The 17,981-nt window shown below is 61.0% G+C and carries 14 protein-coding genes; 6 read left to right on the plus strand and 8 right to left on the minus strand.

Features of this window, described 5'->3' with window-relative positions; all coding sequences use genetic code 11:
• The first annotated feature begins 242 nt into the window (after positions 1-242).
• Together F8N80_RS22755 and F8N80_RS22760 are read left to right on the plus strand one after the other, a co-directional pair.
• The gene (locus F8N80_RS22755) at positions 243-2,219 is read left to right on the plus strand and encodes a RecQ family ATP-dependent DNA helicase (RefSeq protein WP_150784742.1); all 1,977 of its coding nucleotides are present in this window, start codon (positions 243-245) and stop codon (positions 2,217-2,219) included.
• Between the two features lie 211 nt (positions 2,220-2,430).
• Complete coding sequence (locus F8N80_RS22760; protein ID WP_150784743.1) at positions 2,431-2,862, plus strand: acyl-CoA thioesterase; 432 nt, start codon at positions 2,431-2,433, stop codon at positions 2,860-2,862.
• Between the two features lie 69 nt (positions 2,863-2,931).
• On the opposite strand, the gene F8N80_RS22765 is transcribed toward F8N80_RS22760, so the two are convergent.
• The 4 genes from F8N80_RS22765 to F8N80_RS22780 form a co-directional block, all read right to left on the minus strand.
• The gene (locus F8N80_RS22765) at positions 2,932-3,420 is read right to left on the minus strand and encodes a glycine zipper domain-containing protein (protein ID WP_150748729.1); all 489 of its coding nucleotides are present in this window, start codon (positions 3,418-3,420) and stop codon (positions 2,932-2,934) included.
• A gap of 345 nt (positions 3,421-3,765) precedes the next feature.
• Complete coding sequence (locus F8N80_RS22770; protein WP_150784744.1) at positions 3,766-6,114, minus strand: FdhF/YdeP family oxidoreductase; 2,349 nt, start codon at positions 6,112-6,114, stop codon at positions 3,766-3,768.
• Positions 6,111-6,965: a formate dehydrogenase accessory sulfurtransferase FdhD gene (fdhD, locus tag F8N80_RS22775; protein ID WP_150784745.1), complete on the minus strand. Its 855-nt coding sequence runs from the start codon at positions 6,963-6,965 to the stop codon at positions 6,111-6,113. Before fdhD ends, F8N80_RS22770 begins: the two co-directional genes overlap by 4 nt.
• A gap of 92 nt (positions 6,966-7,057) precedes the next feature.
• A complete protein-coding gene (locus F8N80_RS22780; RefSeq protein WP_150784746.1) occupies positions 7,058-7,945 on the minus strand; it encodes a LysR family transcriptional regulator in 888 nt (295 codons plus the stop codon).
• A gap of 127 nt (positions 7,946-8,072) precedes the next feature.
• Between F8N80_RS22780 and lysM the strand changes: the two genes are divergently transcribed.
• Entirely contained in the window at positions 8,073-8,522 is a 450-nt protein-coding gene (gene lysM, locus F8N80_RS22785; RefSeq protein ID WP_150748725.1) for a peptidoglycan-binding protein LysM, read from the plus strand.
• Between the two features lie 215 nt (positions 8,523-8,737).
• Here lysM and yrfG read toward each other — a convergent pair whose 3' ends face one another.
• The gene (yrfG, locus tag F8N80_RS22790; RefSeq protein WP_150784747.1) at positions 8,738-9,400 is read right to left on the minus strand and encodes a GMP/IMP nucleotidase; all 663 of its coding nucleotides are present in this window, start codon (positions 9,398-9,400) and stop codon (positions 8,738-8,740) included.
• 90 nt (positions 9,401-9,490) lie between these two features.
• On the opposite strand from yrfG, the gene nudE reads away from it, so the two are divergent.
• Entirely contained in the window at positions 9,491-10,057 is a 567-nt protein-coding gene (nudE, locus tag F8N80_RS22795) for an ADP compounds hydrolase NudE (RefSeq protein WP_150748723.1), read from the plus strand.
• Positions 10,054-10,881, plus strand: a complete 828-nt coding sequence (gene cysQ / locus F8N80_RS22800; protein WP_150748722.1) for a 3'(2'),5'-bisphosphate nucleotidase CysQ — start codon at positions 10,054-10,056, stop codon at positions 10,879-10,881. The genes nudE and cysQ overlap by 4 nt, the downstream gene beginning before the upstream one ends.
• Before the next feature lie 95 nt (positions 10,882-10,976).
• Here the strand turns inward: cysQ and F8N80_RS22805 are convergent, their stop codons facing one another.
• From F8N80_RS22805 to F8N80_RS22815, 3 genes are read right to left on the minus strand one after another with little or no spacing between them, the layout of a single operon-like run.
• On the minus strand, positions 10,977-11,432 hold the full coding sequence (locus F8N80_RS22805) for a thioesterase domain-containing protein (RefSeq protein ID WP_150748721.1): 456 nt from the start codon (positions 11,430-11,432) through the stop codon (positions 10,977-10,979).
• A 39-nt stretch (positions 11,433-11,471) separates the two neighbouring features.
• Positions 11,472-12,863 (minus strand): sigma-54-dependent transcriptional regulator, encoded by a 1,392-nt coding sequence (locus F8N80_RS22810; protein WP_150748720.1) that lies wholly within the window; start codon positions 12,861-12,863, stop codon positions 11,472-11,474.
• Positions 12,860-14,668 carry a sensor histidine kinase gene (locus tag F8N80_RS22815; RefSeq protein ID WP_150748719.1) on the minus strand — a complete coding sequence of 603 codons (1,809 nt, stop codon included), beginning with the start codon at positions 14,666-14,668 and terminating at the stop codon, positions 12,860-12,862. Before F8N80_RS22815 ends, F8N80_RS22810 begins: the two co-directional genes overlap by 4 nt.
• 130 nt (positions 14,669-14,798) lie before the next feature.
• Here F8N80_RS22815 and F8N80_RS22820 point away from each other — a divergent pair, with 130 nt between their 5' ends.
• Positions 14,799-17,711 (plus strand): aminotransferase, encoded by a 2,913-nt coding sequence (locus F8N80_RS22820; protein WP_150784748.1) that lies wholly within the window; start codon positions 14,799-14,801, stop codon positions 17,709-17,711.
• The last annotated feature ends 270 nt before the right edge of the window (positions 17,712-17,981 follow it).

Raw genomic sequence — 17,981 nt, forward strand, 5'->3', positions numbered from 1 at the left:
CGCATCGGATGTCCTGCCGTGATTAAATTTCGCGCAAAGTGGTTTATTCGAAGGTGAACCTTACCGGTGGAATCGGGCGCACGGGATGGCGGCAAAGTGCCTCGATTGTTTCGACCTGCGGCGAAGGTTGACCCAATGGACGCTGTATCATCCCGTATCGTTTTTGCCCCAGACCTTTTCTCGACTCGCTGCGATTGCCGGCTAGGCTTTTGGCATCGCAGCAGTCAATGGAGTGACAGCTTATGCACAACACCCTGGAACAGGTTTTCGGTTATCCACAGTTTCGGCCCGGCCAGGAAGCGGCGGTCAGCGCGGTGTTGGCCGGGCGCTCGGCGGCGGCGATTTTTCCGACTGGCTCCGGCAAGTCGCTTTGCTACCAATTGCCCGCCTTGATGCTGCCGCACCTGACGTTGGTGGTCTCGCCGTTGCTGGCGCTGATGCAGGATCAATTGGCGTTCCTGCAACGCCACGGCATTGCGGCGGGCAGTATCGATTCGGCCCAGAGCCGCGAGGATGCCAGCGATGTGATGGCCAGGGCGAAGTCCGGCGAGCTGAAGATTTTGATGATTTCCGTGGAGCGCCTGAAAAACGAACGTTTCCGCAATTTCCTGCAGCAGGTGCCGATCTCGCTGCTGGTGGTGGACGAGGCCCACTGTATTTCCGAGTGGGGCCACAACTTCCGCCCCGACTACCTCAAGCTTCCCGACTACCAGCGCCAGTTCAACATCCCTCAGGCGCTGCTGCTGACCGCTACTGCGACACCCAAGGTGATCGCCGACATGGAGGCGAAATTCGCCATCGCCCCGGACGATGTGGTGGCCACCGGCTTCTATCGGTCCAACCTCAATCTATTGGTGGAGCCGGTGCGCGGGCAGGACAAACGCCGGCGTCTTGTCGAGTGGATGAGCCAACGTCCCGGCCAGCCGAGCATTGTCTACGTCACCCTGCAGAAAACGGCCGAGCACATCGCCGAACACTTGGGCCGCAACGGCATTCAGGCCGAGGCCTACCACGCCGGCCTGCCACATGAGCAACGGGAAGCGATACAGAAGCGATTCATGGGCGGACAGTCCAATTGCATCGTCGCCACCATCGCCTTCGGCATGGGCATCGACAAGAGTGACATCCGCAACGTGGTGCATTTCGACCTGCCTAAATCCATCGAAAACTACAGCCAGGAAATCGGCCGCGCCGGGCGTGATGGAGAGCCGTCCGACTGCCTGGTGTTGGCCAACCGCGACAGCCTCAACGTGCTGGAAAATTTCGTCTACGGCGACACGCCGGAACTGGAGGGCATCCGGTGCGTGCTGGACGAGTTGCAAGCCGCCGCGCCCGAAGGGCAATGGGAGTTTTTGCTGGGGCCGTTGGCGGATCAGAGCAACATTCGCCAGTTACCGCTCAAGACCTTGCTGGTGCAGTTGGAGCTGCGCGGGATCATCGCGCCGCGTTATGCCTATTACGCCGAATACCGCTTCAAGTATGTGCAGGAACCCGAGTTCTTGCTGGCTCGTTTCGAGGGGGAGCGCAGGGATTTCGTCGCGGCGATCATCCAGACCTCCACCCGTGCGCGGACCTGGGCTACGGTGAATTTCGATGCGCTGTACCAGCAGCATCAAGCCGAGCGCAATCGAGTGGTCAGGGCGCTGGATTATTTCCAGGAGAAGGGTTGGATTGAGCTTGAAAGCAAGCAGATGACCGATGTCTACAGCCTGCTGCAAACGGATTTCGACAGCGAGGCCCTGAGCGCTGAGCTGCACGCTTGTTTCACCCAGCATGAACGCACGGAAATCGCGCGGATTCACGCCATGCTCGAGCTGTTCGCCACCGACCATTGCCTGGGGTATCGCCTGGCGGCGTACTTCGGTGACGAAAATGCGCCGCGCCAATGCGGGCATTGTTCGGTGTGTCACGGGCAGGTGGCTCGACTGCCGGCACCACCAGAGCTACCGGCGCTTGTGGATAAAAACTTCGAGGCGTTGTGCGCCAATTTTATCCACAGGCATGAGCAGTACACCGGCAGCGTGCCATCGGCCGAGCGTGTGACGCGGTTTTTGTGCGGGATCAGCGTTCCGCTGTTTACCAAGCTCAAGGCCAGGTCCATTTCGGGGTTTGCGGCGCTGGAGGACTATCCCTATGCCGAAGTGCGGGAATGGGCTGAAGCGCACCTTTCTGGAGACCCGGCAGGGCGATCACTGGAGGCCGGCGCGGTTGATCGGTGAGTTGGCGGCGCAGAGGAAAGGGTTTGCTGACATGTGATTTATATGGCGCCTGTGAGGGCCTCTTCGCGAGCAAGCTCGCTCCCACACTTGAACTTTGCCAGACACAAGATGTGGGTACACAGGAGATTTAATGTGGGAGCGAGCTTGCTCGCGATGAATACGACGCGGTTTTCACCTTAAACTCGCAATCCAACGCCAGGAACCGACACTGATGTCTACCCCGATGCCTCAACGCACCGACTATCTCCACTTTCAACCCATCACCACCCGCTGGCATGACAACGATGCCTATGGCCACATCAATAACGTCACCTACTACAGTTTCTTCGACACGGCGGTGAATACCTATCTGATCGAAGTTGGCGGCCTGGATATCCATGACGGCGAAGTCGTGGGCTTTGTGGTGAGTTCGGCCTGTGACTACTTTGCCTCCATCGCCTTCCCTGACTGGATCGAGATCGGTTTGCGCGTCGGCAAGTTGGGCAGTAGCTCGGTTCAGTATGAACTGGCGGTGTTCAAGGTCGGGGAGGCGGAAGCCTGCGCGGCGGGGTGTTTTGTTCATGTGTTCGTGGATCGGACATCGAATCTGCCGGTGGCGATTCCTGCCGCGTTGCGCGGGTCGCTGGAGCGGTTGGTGGTTTGACGCGCAAAAAAAATCGCAGCCATTGGGCTGCGATTTTTTGATCTACCTGGCAGTGGAGCTGTTCAGGCCTCAGTGATGACGGTATTTCTTGTGGTGTTTGCGATGCCCATAGGCATGGCCACGACCCGGGTGACCGTCCCGGTAGTAGCGACGGTCATCGCCGCCACGATGGGAGCGACGATCATCATCGTCGTCATCGCTCTTGTTGCCCATGTAGTTACCCAGCGCGCCACCGGCGCCGCCACCTGCTGCGGAGCCGATCAGGCTGCCGGTGGTGCCGCCCATGCTGCGGCCGACCACGTTACCGCCTGCTGCGCCCAACGCACCACCGATGGCGGCTTCGCCACGGCTGCGTTTGTCTGCGCCGACTGCGCTACCACCCGCGCCGCCCAGGGCCGCGCCAATGGTGGAACCTGTACTGCCGCCTAACGACTGACCGACGACCGAGCCCAAAACCCCGCCCAATGCGCCGCCCACACCTGCTTCGGTGGTGCCGCCGGCAGAAGCGAAGCCACTGATCAGGCCAAGGGACAACAAGAGAATCGAGGAGAACTTCATAGAGAAACCTCAAGGGGATGACGGCGCGATCCTGAGGCTGTGTCATGGTTGTTACAATCGAAATCCGACGAGTAACACGACTTCAACACATTTCTATAAGTTACTGTTTTTTAGGCGGAACTTAACTGTTTTTCGCCGGTCTTTAGTTACTTCGGAATGGCCGTTTTTGGGAAAAAACGGCCTTTTTTGTGGGCGATTGGAAAGTAATTGATCCGGAAGATTCGTTGAATGTTCCATCGCCTTCGCGAGCAAGCCCGCTCCCACAGTTGACCGAGTTCTTCCAGAAAGAACGCTATCGAATGTGGGAGCGGGCTTGCTCGCGAATAGGCCGGCTCAGGCGCCGCGTTAAGCCGACCTGGCCATGATCAGCCCAGTCTCACTCGCCGCTTCCAACCGGATCGCCACAAACTTCGACGTCGGCGTATGGCTGCCATCCCCGATGCTTTCCAGCGGTACCAGCGGATTCACTTCCGGATAGTAAGCCGCCGCTTGCCCGGCAGGGATATCAAACGCCAGCAGTGTGAAGCCTTTCACCCGGCGCTCGCGGCCATCATCCCAGATCGAAACAATGTCAGCCTTCTGCCCTGGTTTGAACCCCAGGCGAATGATGTCGGCCTCGTTTACAAACAAGACGTCCCGTTGACCTTTCACCCCGCGATAACGGTCATTGAGGCCATAAATAGTGGTGTTGTACTGATCGTGGGAACGCATTGACTGCATGATCAGATCCGGCAACACCCCGGTGGCACGAGTGCGTTCGTGCACCAGATCCTCGGGCAGGATATTCGGGCGGAAATTCGCCCGCCCGGATGGCGTAGTCCAGCGACGGGCGGCGGCGCTGTTGCCCAGGTAGAAACCGCCTGGATTGCGGATCTTCTCGTTGAAGTCGCGAAAGCCGGGAATCGTGTCGGCGATCAGGTCGCGGATACGGCCGTAATCGGCCACCAGCCAGTTCCAGTCCACCGGTTTGCTGCCCAGGGTCGCGGCAGCGATACCCGCGATGATCGCCGGCTCCGAACGCATCTGGTTCGACAGCGGCTGCAACTGACCGTTTGAGGCGTGGACCATGCTGAACGAGTCTTCAACGGTCACCGCTTGCGCGCCTTCGGTCTGGATGTCGATGTCGGTGCGGCCCAGGCACGGCAGGATCAGCGCGTCCTTGCCATGGGCCAGATGGCTGCGATTGAGCTTGGTGCTGATCTGTACGGTCAGGTCGCAATTGGCCAGGGCCTGGAAGGTGCGGGTGCTGTCCGGTGTGGCTTGGGCGAAGTTACCGCCCAGGCCGATGAACACTTTAGCCCGGCCATCGGCCATGGCGTGGATCGCCTCGACCACGTTGTGGCCATTGTCCCGTGGCACCTTGAACTGGAAGCGACGCTCCAGCGAGTCGAGGAAGGCCACCGGCGGGCATTCGTTGATGCCCATGGTCCGGTCGCCCTGCACGTTACTGTGGCCACGCACGGGGCACAGGCCGGCGCCCGGCCGGCCGATGTTGCCGCGCAGCAGCATCAGGTTGGCAATTTCCTGGATGGTCGCCACCGAATGGCGATGCTGGGTGATGCCCATGGCCCAGCACATGATCACGTTCTTGCCCTTGGCGTACATGCGAGCGGCTTGCTCGATCTCCACCAGCGTCAGGCCGGACTGCTCGACGATTTGCGCCCAGGAGGTATCGTCAATGACGCCGAGGTATTCCAGCACGTTGACGCTGTGTTCATTGAGAAAATCGTGGTCAAACACCGCAGGCTCGCCTGCCTTCTGTGCATCGCGCTCCCATTGCAGCAGGAATTTCGCCATGCCGCGCAGGATTGCCATGTCGCCGCCCAGCGCCGGACGGAAGTAGGCGGTGTTGGTCGGCTTGTCGCCATTGGTGAGCATTTCAATCGGGTGCTGCGGGTGCTGGAAGCGCTCCAGTCCCCGCTCTTTCAATGGGTTGACGCAGACCACTTGAGCGCCGCGTTTCACTGCTTCGCGCAACGGTTCGAGCATCCGCGGATGGTTGGTGCCCGGGTTCTGGCCCCAGACAAAAATCGCATCGGCGTGTTCGAAGTCGTTGAAGGTCACGGTGCCTTTGCCGACGCCGACACTTTGCGCCAACGCCACACCGCTGGCCTCGTGGCACATGTTCGAGCAGTCGGGGAAATTGTTGGTGCCGTAGGCGCGCACGAACAGCTGATACAAGTACGCCGCTTCGTTGCTGGCTCGGCCCGAGGTGTAGAACTCGGCCTGATCCGGGCTCGACAGCCCTTGCAAGTGTTTACCGATCAGCGCGAATGCCGCTTCCCAGCTGATCGGCTTGTAGCGATCGGTCTCGGCGTCGTAGCGCATCGGCTCGGTCAGACGGCCCTGATATTCCAGCCAATAGTCGCTCTGTTCCAGCAACGAAGTGACGCTGTGCTTCGCGAAGAACGCGCCATCGACACGCCGTTTGGTCGCTTCCCAGTTCACCGCCTTGGCGCCGTTCTCGCAGAACATCACCAGGCCCTTTTCCGGAGAATCGCCCCACGCGCAACCGGGGCAGTCGAAACCGCCGTTCTGGTTGGTCTTGAGCATGATGCGCAGGTTTTTCAGTGCGTTGTCGCTGGTCAACCAGGCCTGGGCCACGCTGATCAGTGCGCCCCAGCCACCGGCCGGGCCTTTGTAGGGCTTATAGCGGGGGACGGGTTTCTGGTCGGCTTGACGATGTTGACTCACGCTTGATTCTCCAATGCCGGGCTGTAGACCCGGGGCGCACTTTTTTGCGGCAGGTGGATGAGATTGAGGTTATGGCGGCGGGCCCATTGCACGGCAAGGCCCGTGGGCGACGACAGGCTGACCAGGGTCTGGATGCCGGCGCGCAATACTTTCTGGATCAATTCAAGGCTGCAACGGCTGGTGACAATCGCCAGGCCGCCAGTAGTGGGGATCTTTTGCCGGATCAACCCGCCGATCAGCTTGTCGAGGGCGTTGTGCCGGCCGATGTCTTCACGGCCCAGCAGCAATTCGCCCCTGGCGTCCATGAACACCGCCGCGTGCACCGCGCCGCTGTACTGGCCGAGCGGCTGGAACGCGCTGATGCGTTGGCGCAGGCCATCGAGCCATTCGGCGGGCGGCAAGGGTGCGCCGGACAACACTTTGAGGTCTGGTAATGCCTGCTCGAGCGCTTCTACACCGCAAAGCCCGCAACCGCTGGTGCCGGCCAGTTGCCGACGCTGCTGCTTGAGGTTCCAGAAGGCTCGATTGGCGATAGTCACTTGCGCGTACTGCGCCGAACCCGAACCGCTGAGTTGCAAGTCGTAGATGTCGGTGGCGTCTTCGATGATGCCGCTGCCGAGGCTGAAGCCGACGATGAAATCCTCGAGATCCGTCGGCGTCACCAGCATCACGGCCTGGCTGATGCCGTTATAGGCAATCGCCAGCGCGACTTCCTCGGCCAGCGCGGTGCTGTCCGATTCGGCACTTTGGGTTTCGGTATGGCGAAGGTTGCTGTAGCTATAGGTCTGGCTGGCAGCGGGCGCGGGCGTTTCGAGGGCAGGCGCCGCGCAGACAGGGCGCTTGGCGTTCATGGCATCACCGACGGTTTGAATAGCTTTAAGCCTATGCGCGTCAAGTTGTCGCGTCTAATCGCTATTACTGATCCGCCGATAGATGGCGTCGATCAAGAGTCTTTCGGCGATTTCTGATAGATCGCGAAACAGGCTTCTGCCAATGCCGAACGCGGTGCGCTGCGACGCATGATCAGTCCCAGTTTGCCGAGGGTCTGTGCGTGTTCGATGGGCTGCAGGCGCAGATGATCAGTGAGTTTTTCCAGGCCGCCATCCAGCGGCATCACCGCACAGCACAGGCCTCCGTGCACGGCCTGGAGCAGTTGATGCACGGCATCGGTCTGCAACAAAGGCTGCGGGGTGAGGCCGCGGCTGTGGAAGTTGTGGTCGATGGACTGACGAAAATGCATGCCGCTGGTGAGCATGCCCAAGGGTAATTCGATCAACGATTCCCAGCTCAGCGCGGACTCGCCGAAATTGTAGAAGCGTTGATCGTAGAGCAGGCCCATGCGGGTTTCGCTGAACGCCAGGGAATCGAAGCGCTCACCGTCCAGGCGTTCCAGGTACGAGACGCCAATGTCCAGGCGGTTGTTCGCCAGTTGTTCGAGGATCTGTTCGGAACTCAGGGCCGACAGTTCGAAGCGCAGGTTGGGGTGATCGGCGTGCAGCCGTTGCATCAGGGGCACTGGATCGTAGCTCGACAGTGGCACGACGCCCAGCCGCAGGGTGCCGACCAGGTTGCCGCGACAGGCTGCCGCTTCGGCCTGCAAGCCGTCGCAGGCTGCCAGTACGGTGCGTGCCCAGGCCAGCACCCGCTCGCCCGGTGCGGTGAAACCTTCGAAGCGCTGGCCACGGTTGACCAATGGCAACTCGAGCTCTTCTTCGAGGCTGCGCAGGCGCATGGACAGGGTCGGCTGGGTGATGTGACAGCGCGCGGCGGCCTGGCCGAAATGTCGGGTTTCGTCGAGGGCGATGAGGAATTTCAGCTGCTTGATGTCCATCTTCGCTCCAGGGCGCGGTCAAGCTCCAGATTCTAGCAAGCGGCGTCATTGGTCGGGTGGCAATCGCGGTCTGCCGGTGTGGTCTAATCTTTTGCCTCTGGACACCCAATCCCAAGGAGAGAACACGATGAGCCTTTTCAGCTTTTTGAAAGAAGCCGGTGAAAAAATCCTCGATGCGCTGACGCCGGACAAGGCCGAGGCCAACAGCGAGAAACTGACCCAGCATGTGAAGGACGCACTGACGGGAATCGACACTTCCAAGATTCAAGTGAAAGTCGAGGGCGAGAAAATCATTGCCACCGGTGAGGCCGCCAGTCAGGAAGAGAAGGAAAAAATCCTTCTGGCACTGGGTAATGTGGCCGGTATCAGCGGTGTGGATGACCAGATCACGGTGACTGGACCTGTGGCCGCACCGGCGAAGTTTGTCACGGTCGAGAAAGGCGACACGCTCAGTGCCATTTCCAAGCGTGTGTATGGCGATCCGAACAAATATCAAAAGATCTTCGAGGCCAACAAGCCGATGCTCAAGGATCCGAACAAGATCTATCCGGGGCAGTCGTTGCGGATTCCTGACTAGGGCTCAAGTCCGTGTGATGGCCTTCGCGGGCAAGTCCCAATGCCATGTGGGAGCGGGCTTGCTCGCGAAGACGACGGCCCAGTCAATATTGATGTCGCCTGACACACCGCTTTCGCGAGCAAGCCCGCTCCCACAGGGAATTGTGTCGTTCACGAAGGATGCAAACGACATAGATCCTGTGGGAGCGGGCTTGCCCGCGATGCAGACAACTCGGTCTAAAGCCCTGCAATGAGCTCCCGATAATCCCCAACCGCCGCAAACTCCGCCGTGTCCTTCGGCCCCTTGCGACTGTCCGGCTCGCTCACCGCCAACAAATGCGCCACACCAAAATCCCGCGCGCTGCGCAGGATCGGCAAGGTGTCGTCGATAAACAGGCTGCGCGCCGGATCGAAACCGATGTCCGCCTGCAAGGCATCCCAGAACTGCGGGTTTTCCTTGGCGAAACCGTAATCGTGAGAACTGATCAAACGCTCGAAGTACGGCGCCAGTTCGATTCTTTCCAGCTTCAGTGACAATGAATCGCGGTGGGCATTGGTGATCAACACCACACGTTTGCCAGCCTGTTTGATCGCCGCCAGGAACGTGTCCGCATCCGGGCGCAGGGCGATCAGGTGAGCGGTTTCCAGTTTGAGTTCGCGCACCGACAGCTGCAGTTCGGCGCTCCAGAAGTCCAGGCAGTACCACTGCAACTGGCCGGCATGGCGTTCGAACAGTGGCTGCAATTCCATCTCGGCCATGGCCCGGCTTACCCCGTGCAACTCGGCGTAACGCTGTGGCAGGTGCTCCATCCAGAAATGGTTGTCGAAGTGCAGGTCCAGCAGCGTACCGTCCATGTCCAGCAGAACGGTGTCGATGTTGTGCCAGGGCAGCAGTGACATAAAAAACTTCTCCAGCGGTAAAAAAGATATCCAGGGTCAACAATCAGGATAGGCCGGGTATAGTAACCCGCTATCACCCAGGAGCCGCTCATGCGCCAGAAACCCACCATCCTCGCCCGCGAGATTGTTGCCACCAGCCGTTTATTCTGCGTCGAAGCGGTGCAGTTGCGCTTTTCCAACGGTGTAGAGCGCACTTATGAGCGACTGGTCGGCAAGGGCGCCGGGTATGGCGCAGTGATGATCGTAGCGATGCTGGATGCAGACCACGCGGTGCTGGTGGAAGAGTATTGCGGCGGCACCGATGAATATGAGTTGTCCCTGCCCAAGGGTTTGATCGAGCCGGGCGAGGACGTGCTGGCGGCGGCCGAGCGTGAGCTCAAGGAAGAGGCCGGGTATGGCGCGCGGCAACTCGAGCATTTGACCGAGTTGTCGTTGTCACCCGGTTACATGAGCCAGAAGATTCAGGTGGTGCTGGCCACCGACCTGTATGAAGAACGTCTTGAAGGCGACGAGCCTGAGCCAATGGGCGTGGACAAGATCAACCTGCGTGAACTGTCGGCATTGGCGCAGAATCCGCGATTCACCGAGGGTCGTGCCTTGGCGTCGCTGTATCTGGCCCGTGATCTGCTGACTCAGCGCGGGGTATTTGTGCCATGAATTTCCCTCATTCGCTGATGGCGCCGGTGGTCGAGCTGGCATTGAAGGCTGGTGAGTCGATCCTGCCGTTCTGGCGCACAGGCACTGCCGTGACCGCCAAGGCTGACGACTCTCCGGTCACTGCCGCAGACCTGGCCGCCCACCATGTGATTCTGGCCGGGCTGACCGCGCTGGATCCGACTATCCCGGTATTGTCTGAAGAGGATGCCAACATCCCACAGAGCGTACGCGCCGGCTGGCAGCGCTGGTGGCTGGTGGACCCGCTGGACGGGACCAAGGAGTTCATCGCCGGCAGCGAAGAATTTACCGTCAACATCGCGTTGATCGAGCAGGGACGGGTGGTGTTTGGCGTGGTGTCGATGCCGACCAACGGCCGCTTCTATGTCGGTGGCGCGGGGCTGGGCGCCTGGCGTGGCGACAAGGGTAGCGAGCCGTCGCCGATTCAGGTGCGTGACGTTCCAGCGATGGGCGAAGCGTTCACGGTGGTGGCCAGTCGTAGGCATTCGAGTCCGGAGCAGGAGCGCTTGCTGGCCGGGTTGAGCGACAGCCTGGGTGAACTGCAATTGGCCAATATCGGCAGTTCGCTGAAGTTTTGTTTGTTGGCGGAAGGGGCTGCGGATTGTTATCCGCGCCTGGCGCCGACTTCGCAGTGGGACACGGCGGCGGCGCAGGGGGTGCTGGAAGGGGCAGGAGGCGAGGTGCTGGATTTGCACGGTCAGCCGTTCTGCTATCCGGCGCGGGAGTCGTTGTTGAATGAGTATTTCCTGGCGCTGCCGGCCAAGGCTGCATGGCGGGAAAAACTGCTGGAGCTGGCTCGGTCCTGACTGGGACGAGATAACTTGCCCAAATGCCAGCCAGTTTTATGAACCAATGTCGGATCGCCGCACCGCCGCTCCCACAGGTTTTGTGGTGTTCCGATTTACCTGTGCAGCACGTACTGCCCGGTAAACGTCACCGCGTCCTCCTCACTCCCTGCATTCACAATCCGTGAATGCAGGGTCAACCGCGCCCGGCCATAGCGTTCATACATCGCCACAAACCTCTTCCAGACCGCCGCGCTCGGCGCTTGGCAAATCGCGGTGGCATCGCTGGTCACCGGCAGCGGATAGCTGATGTGCCCTTCCTGAATCACGATATGCCCGTCTTCGATGCCGGTTTCACGCAGGCGTAAATGCAGCCAGCCCCAACCGGCCAGCACTGCGCCGCAATACAGGCTGCCGCCGAACATGGTGCTCTTATGGTTGACATTGGCTTCCAGCGGCAGGTGCAGGCGCAGTTGCTGGTCGTGCCAGTCGAGTACTTTGAGGCCCATGTCCCGCGTCAGGGGAATGTCGTGGTGAAGGATCGATTCCAGGTGACGGCTGTCGCGGTTCATTACGGGCCTCAGGCATGGAGATGATGGTTTGACGGTAGCTCAGTCGAGCTCGTCGTGGGTGGTGTGGGTGCTGTCGGCGAAGTTCAGCCCGTGCTTGCGCAGTTTGTCGTGCAGGGTTTTGCGCGGAATGCCCAAGGCTTCGGCGAGGCTGCGCACGGAAGTGTGAGAGCGCGCCAGTTCCGCGGCAATCAGGCTCTTTTCGAAGTGTTCGACTTGCTCGCTGAGACCGCCGCTGACCACCTCTACCGTCCTGCCAGCAGCAGCGTCAGGCGCGCTGTTGTCCAGCGCAAGTTCCAGGCCCAGGGCAAAGCGTTCGGCAGCGTTCTGCAGTTCACGCACGTTGCCAGGCCAGGCGTGGCGCAGCAGCAGGGCCCGTTGTCCCGGTTGCAGTTCGTGGGGTGGCAAGCCATGGCGGGCACTGGCTTCATCGGCGAAATGCTGGAACAGCATCAACGCATCTTCACCACGCTCACGCAGGGGCGGAATGCGCAGCGGCGCAACGTTCAGGCGGTAATACAAGTCGGCACGGAAGCGCCCCTGGTCGGCAGACTGGCGCAGGTCCTCCTTGGTCGCGGCGATGATGCGGATGTCCAGCGGGATCAGCTGGTTACCGCCCAGGCGCTCGACTACGCGCTCCTGCAGCATGCGCAGCAATTTCACCTGCACATCCAGGCTCATGCTTTCGATTTCATCGAGGAACAGCGTGCCGCCGTTGGCGAATTCGAACTTGCCGATACGGCGTTTCTGCGCGCCGGTAAAGGCGCCAGGCTCGTGGCCGAACAGCTCGCTTTCAACCACTGACTCGGCCAGGGCTCCTGCGTTGATTGCCACGAACGGACCGTTACGCCGACTCGACAGGTCATGCAGCGCCCTGGCTACCACTTCTTTACCGGCACCGGTTTCGCCGAGGATCAGCACGTCGGCCTTGGTCGCCGCCAATGCCCCGATCTGTTCGCGCAGGCGCAGCATCGGCGCCGATTGCCCGACCAGTCGCGCGCTCAGTTCATTACGATCGCTCAGCGCCAGACGCAGGCTGCGGTTGTCCAGCACCAGTCGGCGCAAGGCCAGCGCGCGACGTACGCTATCGAGCAGCGCGTCACTGGCGAAGGGTTTTTCCAGAAAATCATAGGCCCCGGCGCGCATGGCTTGCACCGCCAGCGGCACATCGCCGTGACCGGTAATCAGCAGCACCGGCAGCTCCGGGTCCTGGGCGTGAAGTTCGGTCAGCAGTTCGATACCGTCCATGCCGGGCATACGGATGTCACTGACGACCACGCCGGGCCAGTCGCGCTCCAGTTGCCCGGCCAGGCCCTTGGCTTCGGCGAGCGGCAGGATCTTCAGGCCGGCGAGATCCAGGGTCTGGCTCAGGGCCTGGCGCAGGTGGGGATCGTCGTCGATCAACACGACCTGGATGCGGTTGTCGATGGTCATTCACTTCGGTCCTCGGACGGTTGCAGGCTCACGCCCGGTGCGCCTGGGCGCAACTTCAGGGTAATCAGGGCGCCGCCTTCCTTGTGGTTGGAGAACGACAGTTCACCGCCAAAGGCGCGCATCAGGGTTTCGCAGATCGCCAGCCCCAACCCAAGGCCCTGAGTACGGGTCTTGGTGGTGTAGAACGGCTCGCTGGCGCGACCCAGTGCCTCCAGGCAAAAGCCTGGGCCATTGTCGCGAATGTACAGAGTGACGCCGTCGGCGGTTGATTGGGCACTCAACCAGAGTTTACGCGGCGGACCTTTTTCCGTCAGGGCATCGAGGGCATTGGCCAATAAGTTGCCGAGCACCTGGCGCAGACGGGTTTCCCCGGCCTCGACCCACAGGGCGGCGGCCGGCAAATCGCGGATCAGTTCGACTTCCATGCTGCGTCGGCGCTTGGCCAGCAGTGCCAGGGCATCGTCCAGCGCCGGTTGCAGGGCGACACTTTCCGGGGCGTGGCGATCACGCCGGGCGAAGGCGCGCAGGTGAGCAATGATCGAGGCCATGCGCCCGGTCAGTTCGCTGATCAACTTGAGGTTGCCGCGGGCATCGTCGGTGCGCTGGTGATCCAGCAGTACTTCGGCGTTCTCTGCGTAACTGCGGATCGCGGCGAGCGGTTGATTGAGTTCGTGGCTGATGCTCGCCGACATCGTGCCCAGCGCCGACAACTTGCCGGCCTGCACCAGATCGTCCTGGGCGCGAACCAGTTCCTGTTGGGCCTGTTCGCGCTCGAGCACTTCTTCTTTCAATCGTCGGTTGAGGCCTTCCAGGTCGCTGGTCCGCTCGGCTACCCGACCTTCCAGTTCGCGGCGGGCCTTGGCTTCGAAAGCGATCCGCTCCAGGTAATGGCGCCGGCGCTGCATCATCAGGCCGAGTAACAGCATCAACACCAACAGTGTCGCGCCACCGATGGCGACCACGGTGCGCACCGGGCGATCGATCAGGGTTCGGGGGGCGAGGATGCTGACGTTCCAACCGGTTTCTTCGATCTGTTGGGTCTGAGTCAGCCAGGCGTCGGGGTTGAGATTCAACGGTTTTGGATCGCGGGTCGGATAGGGTTGCATCGCGATGATGGCCTTGCGCTCTTCGTCACTCAATGGACGGGTCGAGCGGAATCGCCACTCAGGCCGTGAAGTGAGAATGACCACACCGTTATGGTCCGTCAGCAGCAGTTGTTCCGGGGTTTTGCCCCAGAGGCTTTCGGTATGGTCCAGGTCAACCTTGACCACCAGTACGCCGAGCATTTTCTCGTGATCGCGCACGGCCGCGGCGAAGAAGTAACCCCGTTTGACCGAGGTGGTGCCCAACCCGAAAAAGCGTCCCAGCCGTCCAGCCATCGCTTCGCTGAAATAGGGCCGGAAGGAAAAATTTCGCCCGACGAAACTGTCGTGTTTATCCCAATTGGACGCGGCCAGGGTCTTGCCCGTGGTGTCCATCAGGTACATGACCTCGGCGCCGGTCTGGGCGCAGATGTTTTTCAATAAACGGTTGGCGTTGCCCTGGGTGACGCTATCGTCCGGTGCGCCGAGGACCGCGCGCAGGGCCGGCAGCTCGCCGAGGATCTGCGGCAGTACTTCATAACGGTGCAGGGTGCCCAGCAGGTTGGCGACGTAGAGATCGAGGGTCTGACGGTTCTGTCCGGCCAGTTCGCTGCGGTAATAGCGCTCGGCCAGATGCTCCAGCGGCCACAGCAATGGCGCCAGGCACAGCGCGAGCAGCGCCAGGCTGCGCCAGCGGGGTCTGCGAGGAAGGGTCGGAGTCATGAGCATCAGGCGCCTGGGGGTACAGGCGCATTATGCCTAGGCTTGAGGGCGCAGTCTGCGGGAAGGGGGGTTGCGCATCGTCCCCGGCAGTGGCGATATAAGCGCCTAATAAAATTTCAGGGGTCGTTGTATGCCGCTCGCCACGTTGATTCATCGCGCCAGTCTGCCCGGTCCGCAAGTGTCCATGGCGCAAGCTCTGCAGCTGCTCGAAGGGCATTATGGGCTGAGCGGCAGGTTGCAGGCCCTCGGCAGCCAGCAGGACCTCAACTATCGCGTCGACAGTGACCAGGGGCAATTCGTCCTGAAAATCTGCCGTGGCGATTATTCAGCGCTGGAGCTGCAGGCCCAGCATGCGGGGCTCAGGCATTTGGCTGAACATCCCGAGGTGCAGGTGCCGCGGGTGATCCCTGCGAAAAATGGTGCAGAGCTGCTGACCCTGGAAGTCGGCGGCCAATCGGTGCATGTGCGCTTGCTCGATTACATCGAAGGCCGGTCACTCACGCACCTGGACCACCTGCCCGGATCAGTGGTGGCCGGGTTCGGACGACTCTGCGGCGAGATGGATCTGGCGCTGGCCGGGTTCGACCATCCGGGCCTTGAACGCACCCTGCAATGGGACGCTCGCCACGCCACTGCGCTGATCGCTCATTTGTTGCCGGTGATCAAGGACGACCAGCAACGCCAGGTGATCGCCGAAGTGGCCGAGCGCGCCGAGCGCCATTTACAACCGCTTGTGGATAAGTTGCCGGTGCAGGCCATCCACATGGACATTACCGATGACAATGTGGTCTGGCAGCGAGATTCGCAGCGACAATGGCAATTGCAGGGTGTGATCGATTTCGGCGACCTGGTTCGCACCTGGCGCATCACCGATCTGTCGGTGACGTGCGCGGCATTGTTGCATCACGCCGGTGGCGATCCTTTCTATGTTTTGCCGGCAGTCCAGGCTTATCACGCACTCAATCCGTTGCAGCCTGCAGAACTGCAGGCGCTCTGGCCGTTGATTGTCGCGCGGGCGGCGGTGCTGGTGCTCAGCGGCGAGCAGCAGGTCAGTATCGATCCGGGTAATGAATACAGTCGCGACAACCTGACCCATGAGTGGGAAATCTTCCGCGTTGCCACCTCGGTGCCGTTGGAGTTGATGGAGGCGGCGATTCTTGCTGCGGTCGGTCAGGGCCTGCCGGGTATCGACAGCGAAGGTTTTGCACCGCTGCTGCCGGGCCTGGTCGGGCGTGAGTTTGCCTTGATCGACTTGGGCGTACTCAGCCCGCATTTCGACGCGGGTAACTGGGAGCAAGCAGGCATCGACCAGCGTCTGTTGGCCGAAGCGGCGGCGACTCACGGTCTGGCGGCCAGCCGTTATGGGCAATACCGGCTGTCCCGTACCCGGCCGGACAGTGCCATTGAACCGGACAGTTACCCGTTGCACGTAGAGTTGCGAGTGCCCCATGGCACTGCAGTGGAATCGCCGTTTGCCGGTGTGGTTCATCAACCGGCGGCAGGCATGGTGCAACTGGACGGCCCGCAATTGAGCGTGCGGTTATGGGGCGTGACGCCGTCGTTGCACACAGGCGCGGCGCTGGTCAAAGGCCAGGTGTTGGGTTCGGTCAGCGGGCCGTTGGTGGTGCAGTTGTGCCGAGGCCCATCGTTCGATGCGCCGCTGTTTTGCACGCCATCTCGCGCCGCTGCCTGGCAAGCGTTGTGCCCGTCGCCGGCATCGGTGCTGGGGCTGGCCTGCGATGCACAAGAGGAGCTCGATTCGGCGACATTGCTGGCTCGCCGCGACGCCAGTTTCGCCCGCACCCAAAAACACTATTACCTCGACCCGCCCCGCATCGAACGCGGCTGGCGCAATCACCTGATCGACATGCAGGGCCGGTCCTACCTCGACATGCTCAACAACGTTGCGGTGCTGGGCCACGGACACCCACGCATGGCCGCGGTCGCCAGCCGTCAGTGGTCGCTGCTCAACACCAACTCGCGGTTCAACTACGCGGCGATTGCCGAGTTCTCCGAGCGCTTGCTGAAGTTGTCGCCGGACTCCATGGACCGCGTGTTCCTGGTCAACAGCGGCAGCGAGGCCAATGACCTGGCGATTCGCCTGGCGTGGGCCTACAGCGGCGGTCGCGATATGCTCAGCGTGCTGGAGGCCTATCACGGCTGGACAGTGGGAGCGGACGCGGTCTCGACCTCGATTGCCGACAACCCCAAGGCATTGAGCAGCCGCCCGGACTGGGTACATCCGGTGACCGCGCCTAACACCTATCGCGGCGAATTCCGCGGCGCCGACAGTGCGCCGGACTACGTGCGCAGTGTCGAACACAACCTGGCAAAAATTGCCGGGCAGAACCGTCAGCTCGCCGGTTTCATCTGTGAACCGGTGTACGGCAACGCCGGTGGAATTTCGCTGCCGCCGGGCTACTTGCAACAGGTCTACGCGCTGGTTCGCGCCCAGGGCGGCGTGTGCATCGCCGACGAAGTGCAGGTCGGTTACGGACGCATGGGCAACTTCTTCTGGGGCTTTGAAGAGCAGGGCGTGGTGCCGGACATCATCACCATGGCCAAGGGGATGGGTAACGGGCAGCCGCTGGGAGCAGTCATCACCCGCCGGGAAATCGCCGAAGCGCTGGAGGCCGAGGGGTATTTCTTCTCGTCGGCCGGGGGCAGTCCGGTCAGTTGCCAGATCGGCATGGCGGTGCTGGAGGTAATGGAAGAAGAAAAACTTTGGGAAAACGCACAGGTCGTGGGCGGGTATTTCAAGCGGCGTCTTGAGGCGCTGATCGATAGTCATCCGCTGGTGGGCGCGGTGCATGGTTCCGGTTTTTATCTGGGCGTCGAGCTGATTCGCAACCGTGAAACCCTGGAGCCGGCGACGCAAGAAACCACGGTGCTGTGTGATCGCCTGCGGGAGTTGGGGATTTTCATGCAGCCGACGGGTGACTACCTGAACATCCTCAAGATCAAACCGCCGATGGTCACCTCGCGCCGGAGTGTGGATTTCTTTGTCGACATGTTGGCGAAGGTGCTCGCGGAAGGTCTGTAAACACATTTTCCCTGTGTACACGGACTAATGTGGGAGCGGGCTTGCTCGCGAATGCGGTTACTCATCCAACATTGATGTCTACTGATGTACCGCATTCGCGAGCAAGCCCGCTCCCACAGGGAGCGCGTTTAATTCGATTATTATCGTATTTAATCGACTATATTTCGACGAATGGAGAGATTGTCGCTTTTATAGTCGATATTTATCGGCTATAAAGTCGTCGTTGCCCACGGTGTGCCTCACCGCGCCCGGCGCTTCCCATTTCTGTCA

Origin of the sequence: Pseudomonas fluorescens (assembly GCF_902497995.1) — a bacterium.
Taxonomy (GTDB): Bacteria; Pseudomonadota; Gammaproteobacteria; order Pseudomonadales; family Pseudomonadaceae; genus Aquipseudomonas; species Aquipseudomonas fluorescens_BK.

Excerpts from the sequence above, each read along its gene's own strand:
- fdhD (WP_150784745.1), bottom strand. The coding sequence starts at position 6,965 with ATGAACGCCAAGCGCCCTGTCTGCGCGGCGCCTGCCCTCGAAACGCCC.
- F8N80_RS22810 (WP_150748720.1), bottom strand. The coding sequence starts at position 12,863 with ATGACCATCGACAACCGCATCCAGGTCGTGTTGATCGACGACGATCCC.
- nudE (WP_150748723.1), top strand. The coding sequence starts at position 9,491 with ATGCGCCAGAAACCCACCATCCTCGCCCGCGAGATTGTTGCCACCAGC.
- F8N80_RS22815 (WP_150748719.1), bottom strand. The coding sequence starts at position 14,668 with ATGACTCCGACCCTTCCTCGCAGACCCCGCTGGCGCAGCCTGGCGCTG.
- F8N80_RS22780 (WP_150784746.1), bottom strand. The coding sequence starts at position 7,945 with ATGGACATCAAGCAGCTGAAATTCCTCATCGCCCTCGACGAAACCCGA.
- F8N80_RS22755 (WP_150784742.1), top strand. The coding sequence starts at position 243 with ATGCACAACACCCTGGAACAGGTTTTCGGTTATCCACAGTTTCGGCCC.
- lysM (WP_150748725.1), top strand. The coding sequence starts at position 8,073 with ATGAGCCTTTTCAGCTTTTTGAAAGAAGCCGGTGAAAAAATCCTCGAT.
- F8N80_RS22760 (WP_150784743.1), top strand. The coding sequence starts at position 2,431 with ATGTCTACCCCGATGCCTCAACGCACCGACTATCTCCACTTTCAACCC.
- F8N80_RS22820 (WP_150784748.1), top strand. The coding sequence starts at position 14,799 with ATGCCGCTCGCCACGTTGATTCATCGCGCCAGTCTGCCCGGTCCGCAA.
- F8N80_RS22765 (WP_150748729.1), bottom strand. The coding sequence starts at position 3,420 with ATGAAGTTCTCCTCGATTCTCTTGTTGTCCCTTGGCCTGATCAGTGGC.
- cysQ (WP_150748722.1), top strand. The coding sequence starts at position 10,054 with ATGAATTTCCCTCATTCGCTGATGGCGCCGGTGGTCGAGCTGGCATTG.
- yrfG (WP_150784747.1), bottom strand. The coding sequence starts at position 9,400 with ATGTCACTGCTGCCCTGGCACAACATCGACACCGTTCTGCTGGACATG.
- F8N80_RS22805 (WP_150748721.1), bottom strand. The coding sequence starts at position 11,432 with ATGAACCGCGACAGCCGTCACCTGGAATCGATCCTTCACCACGACATT.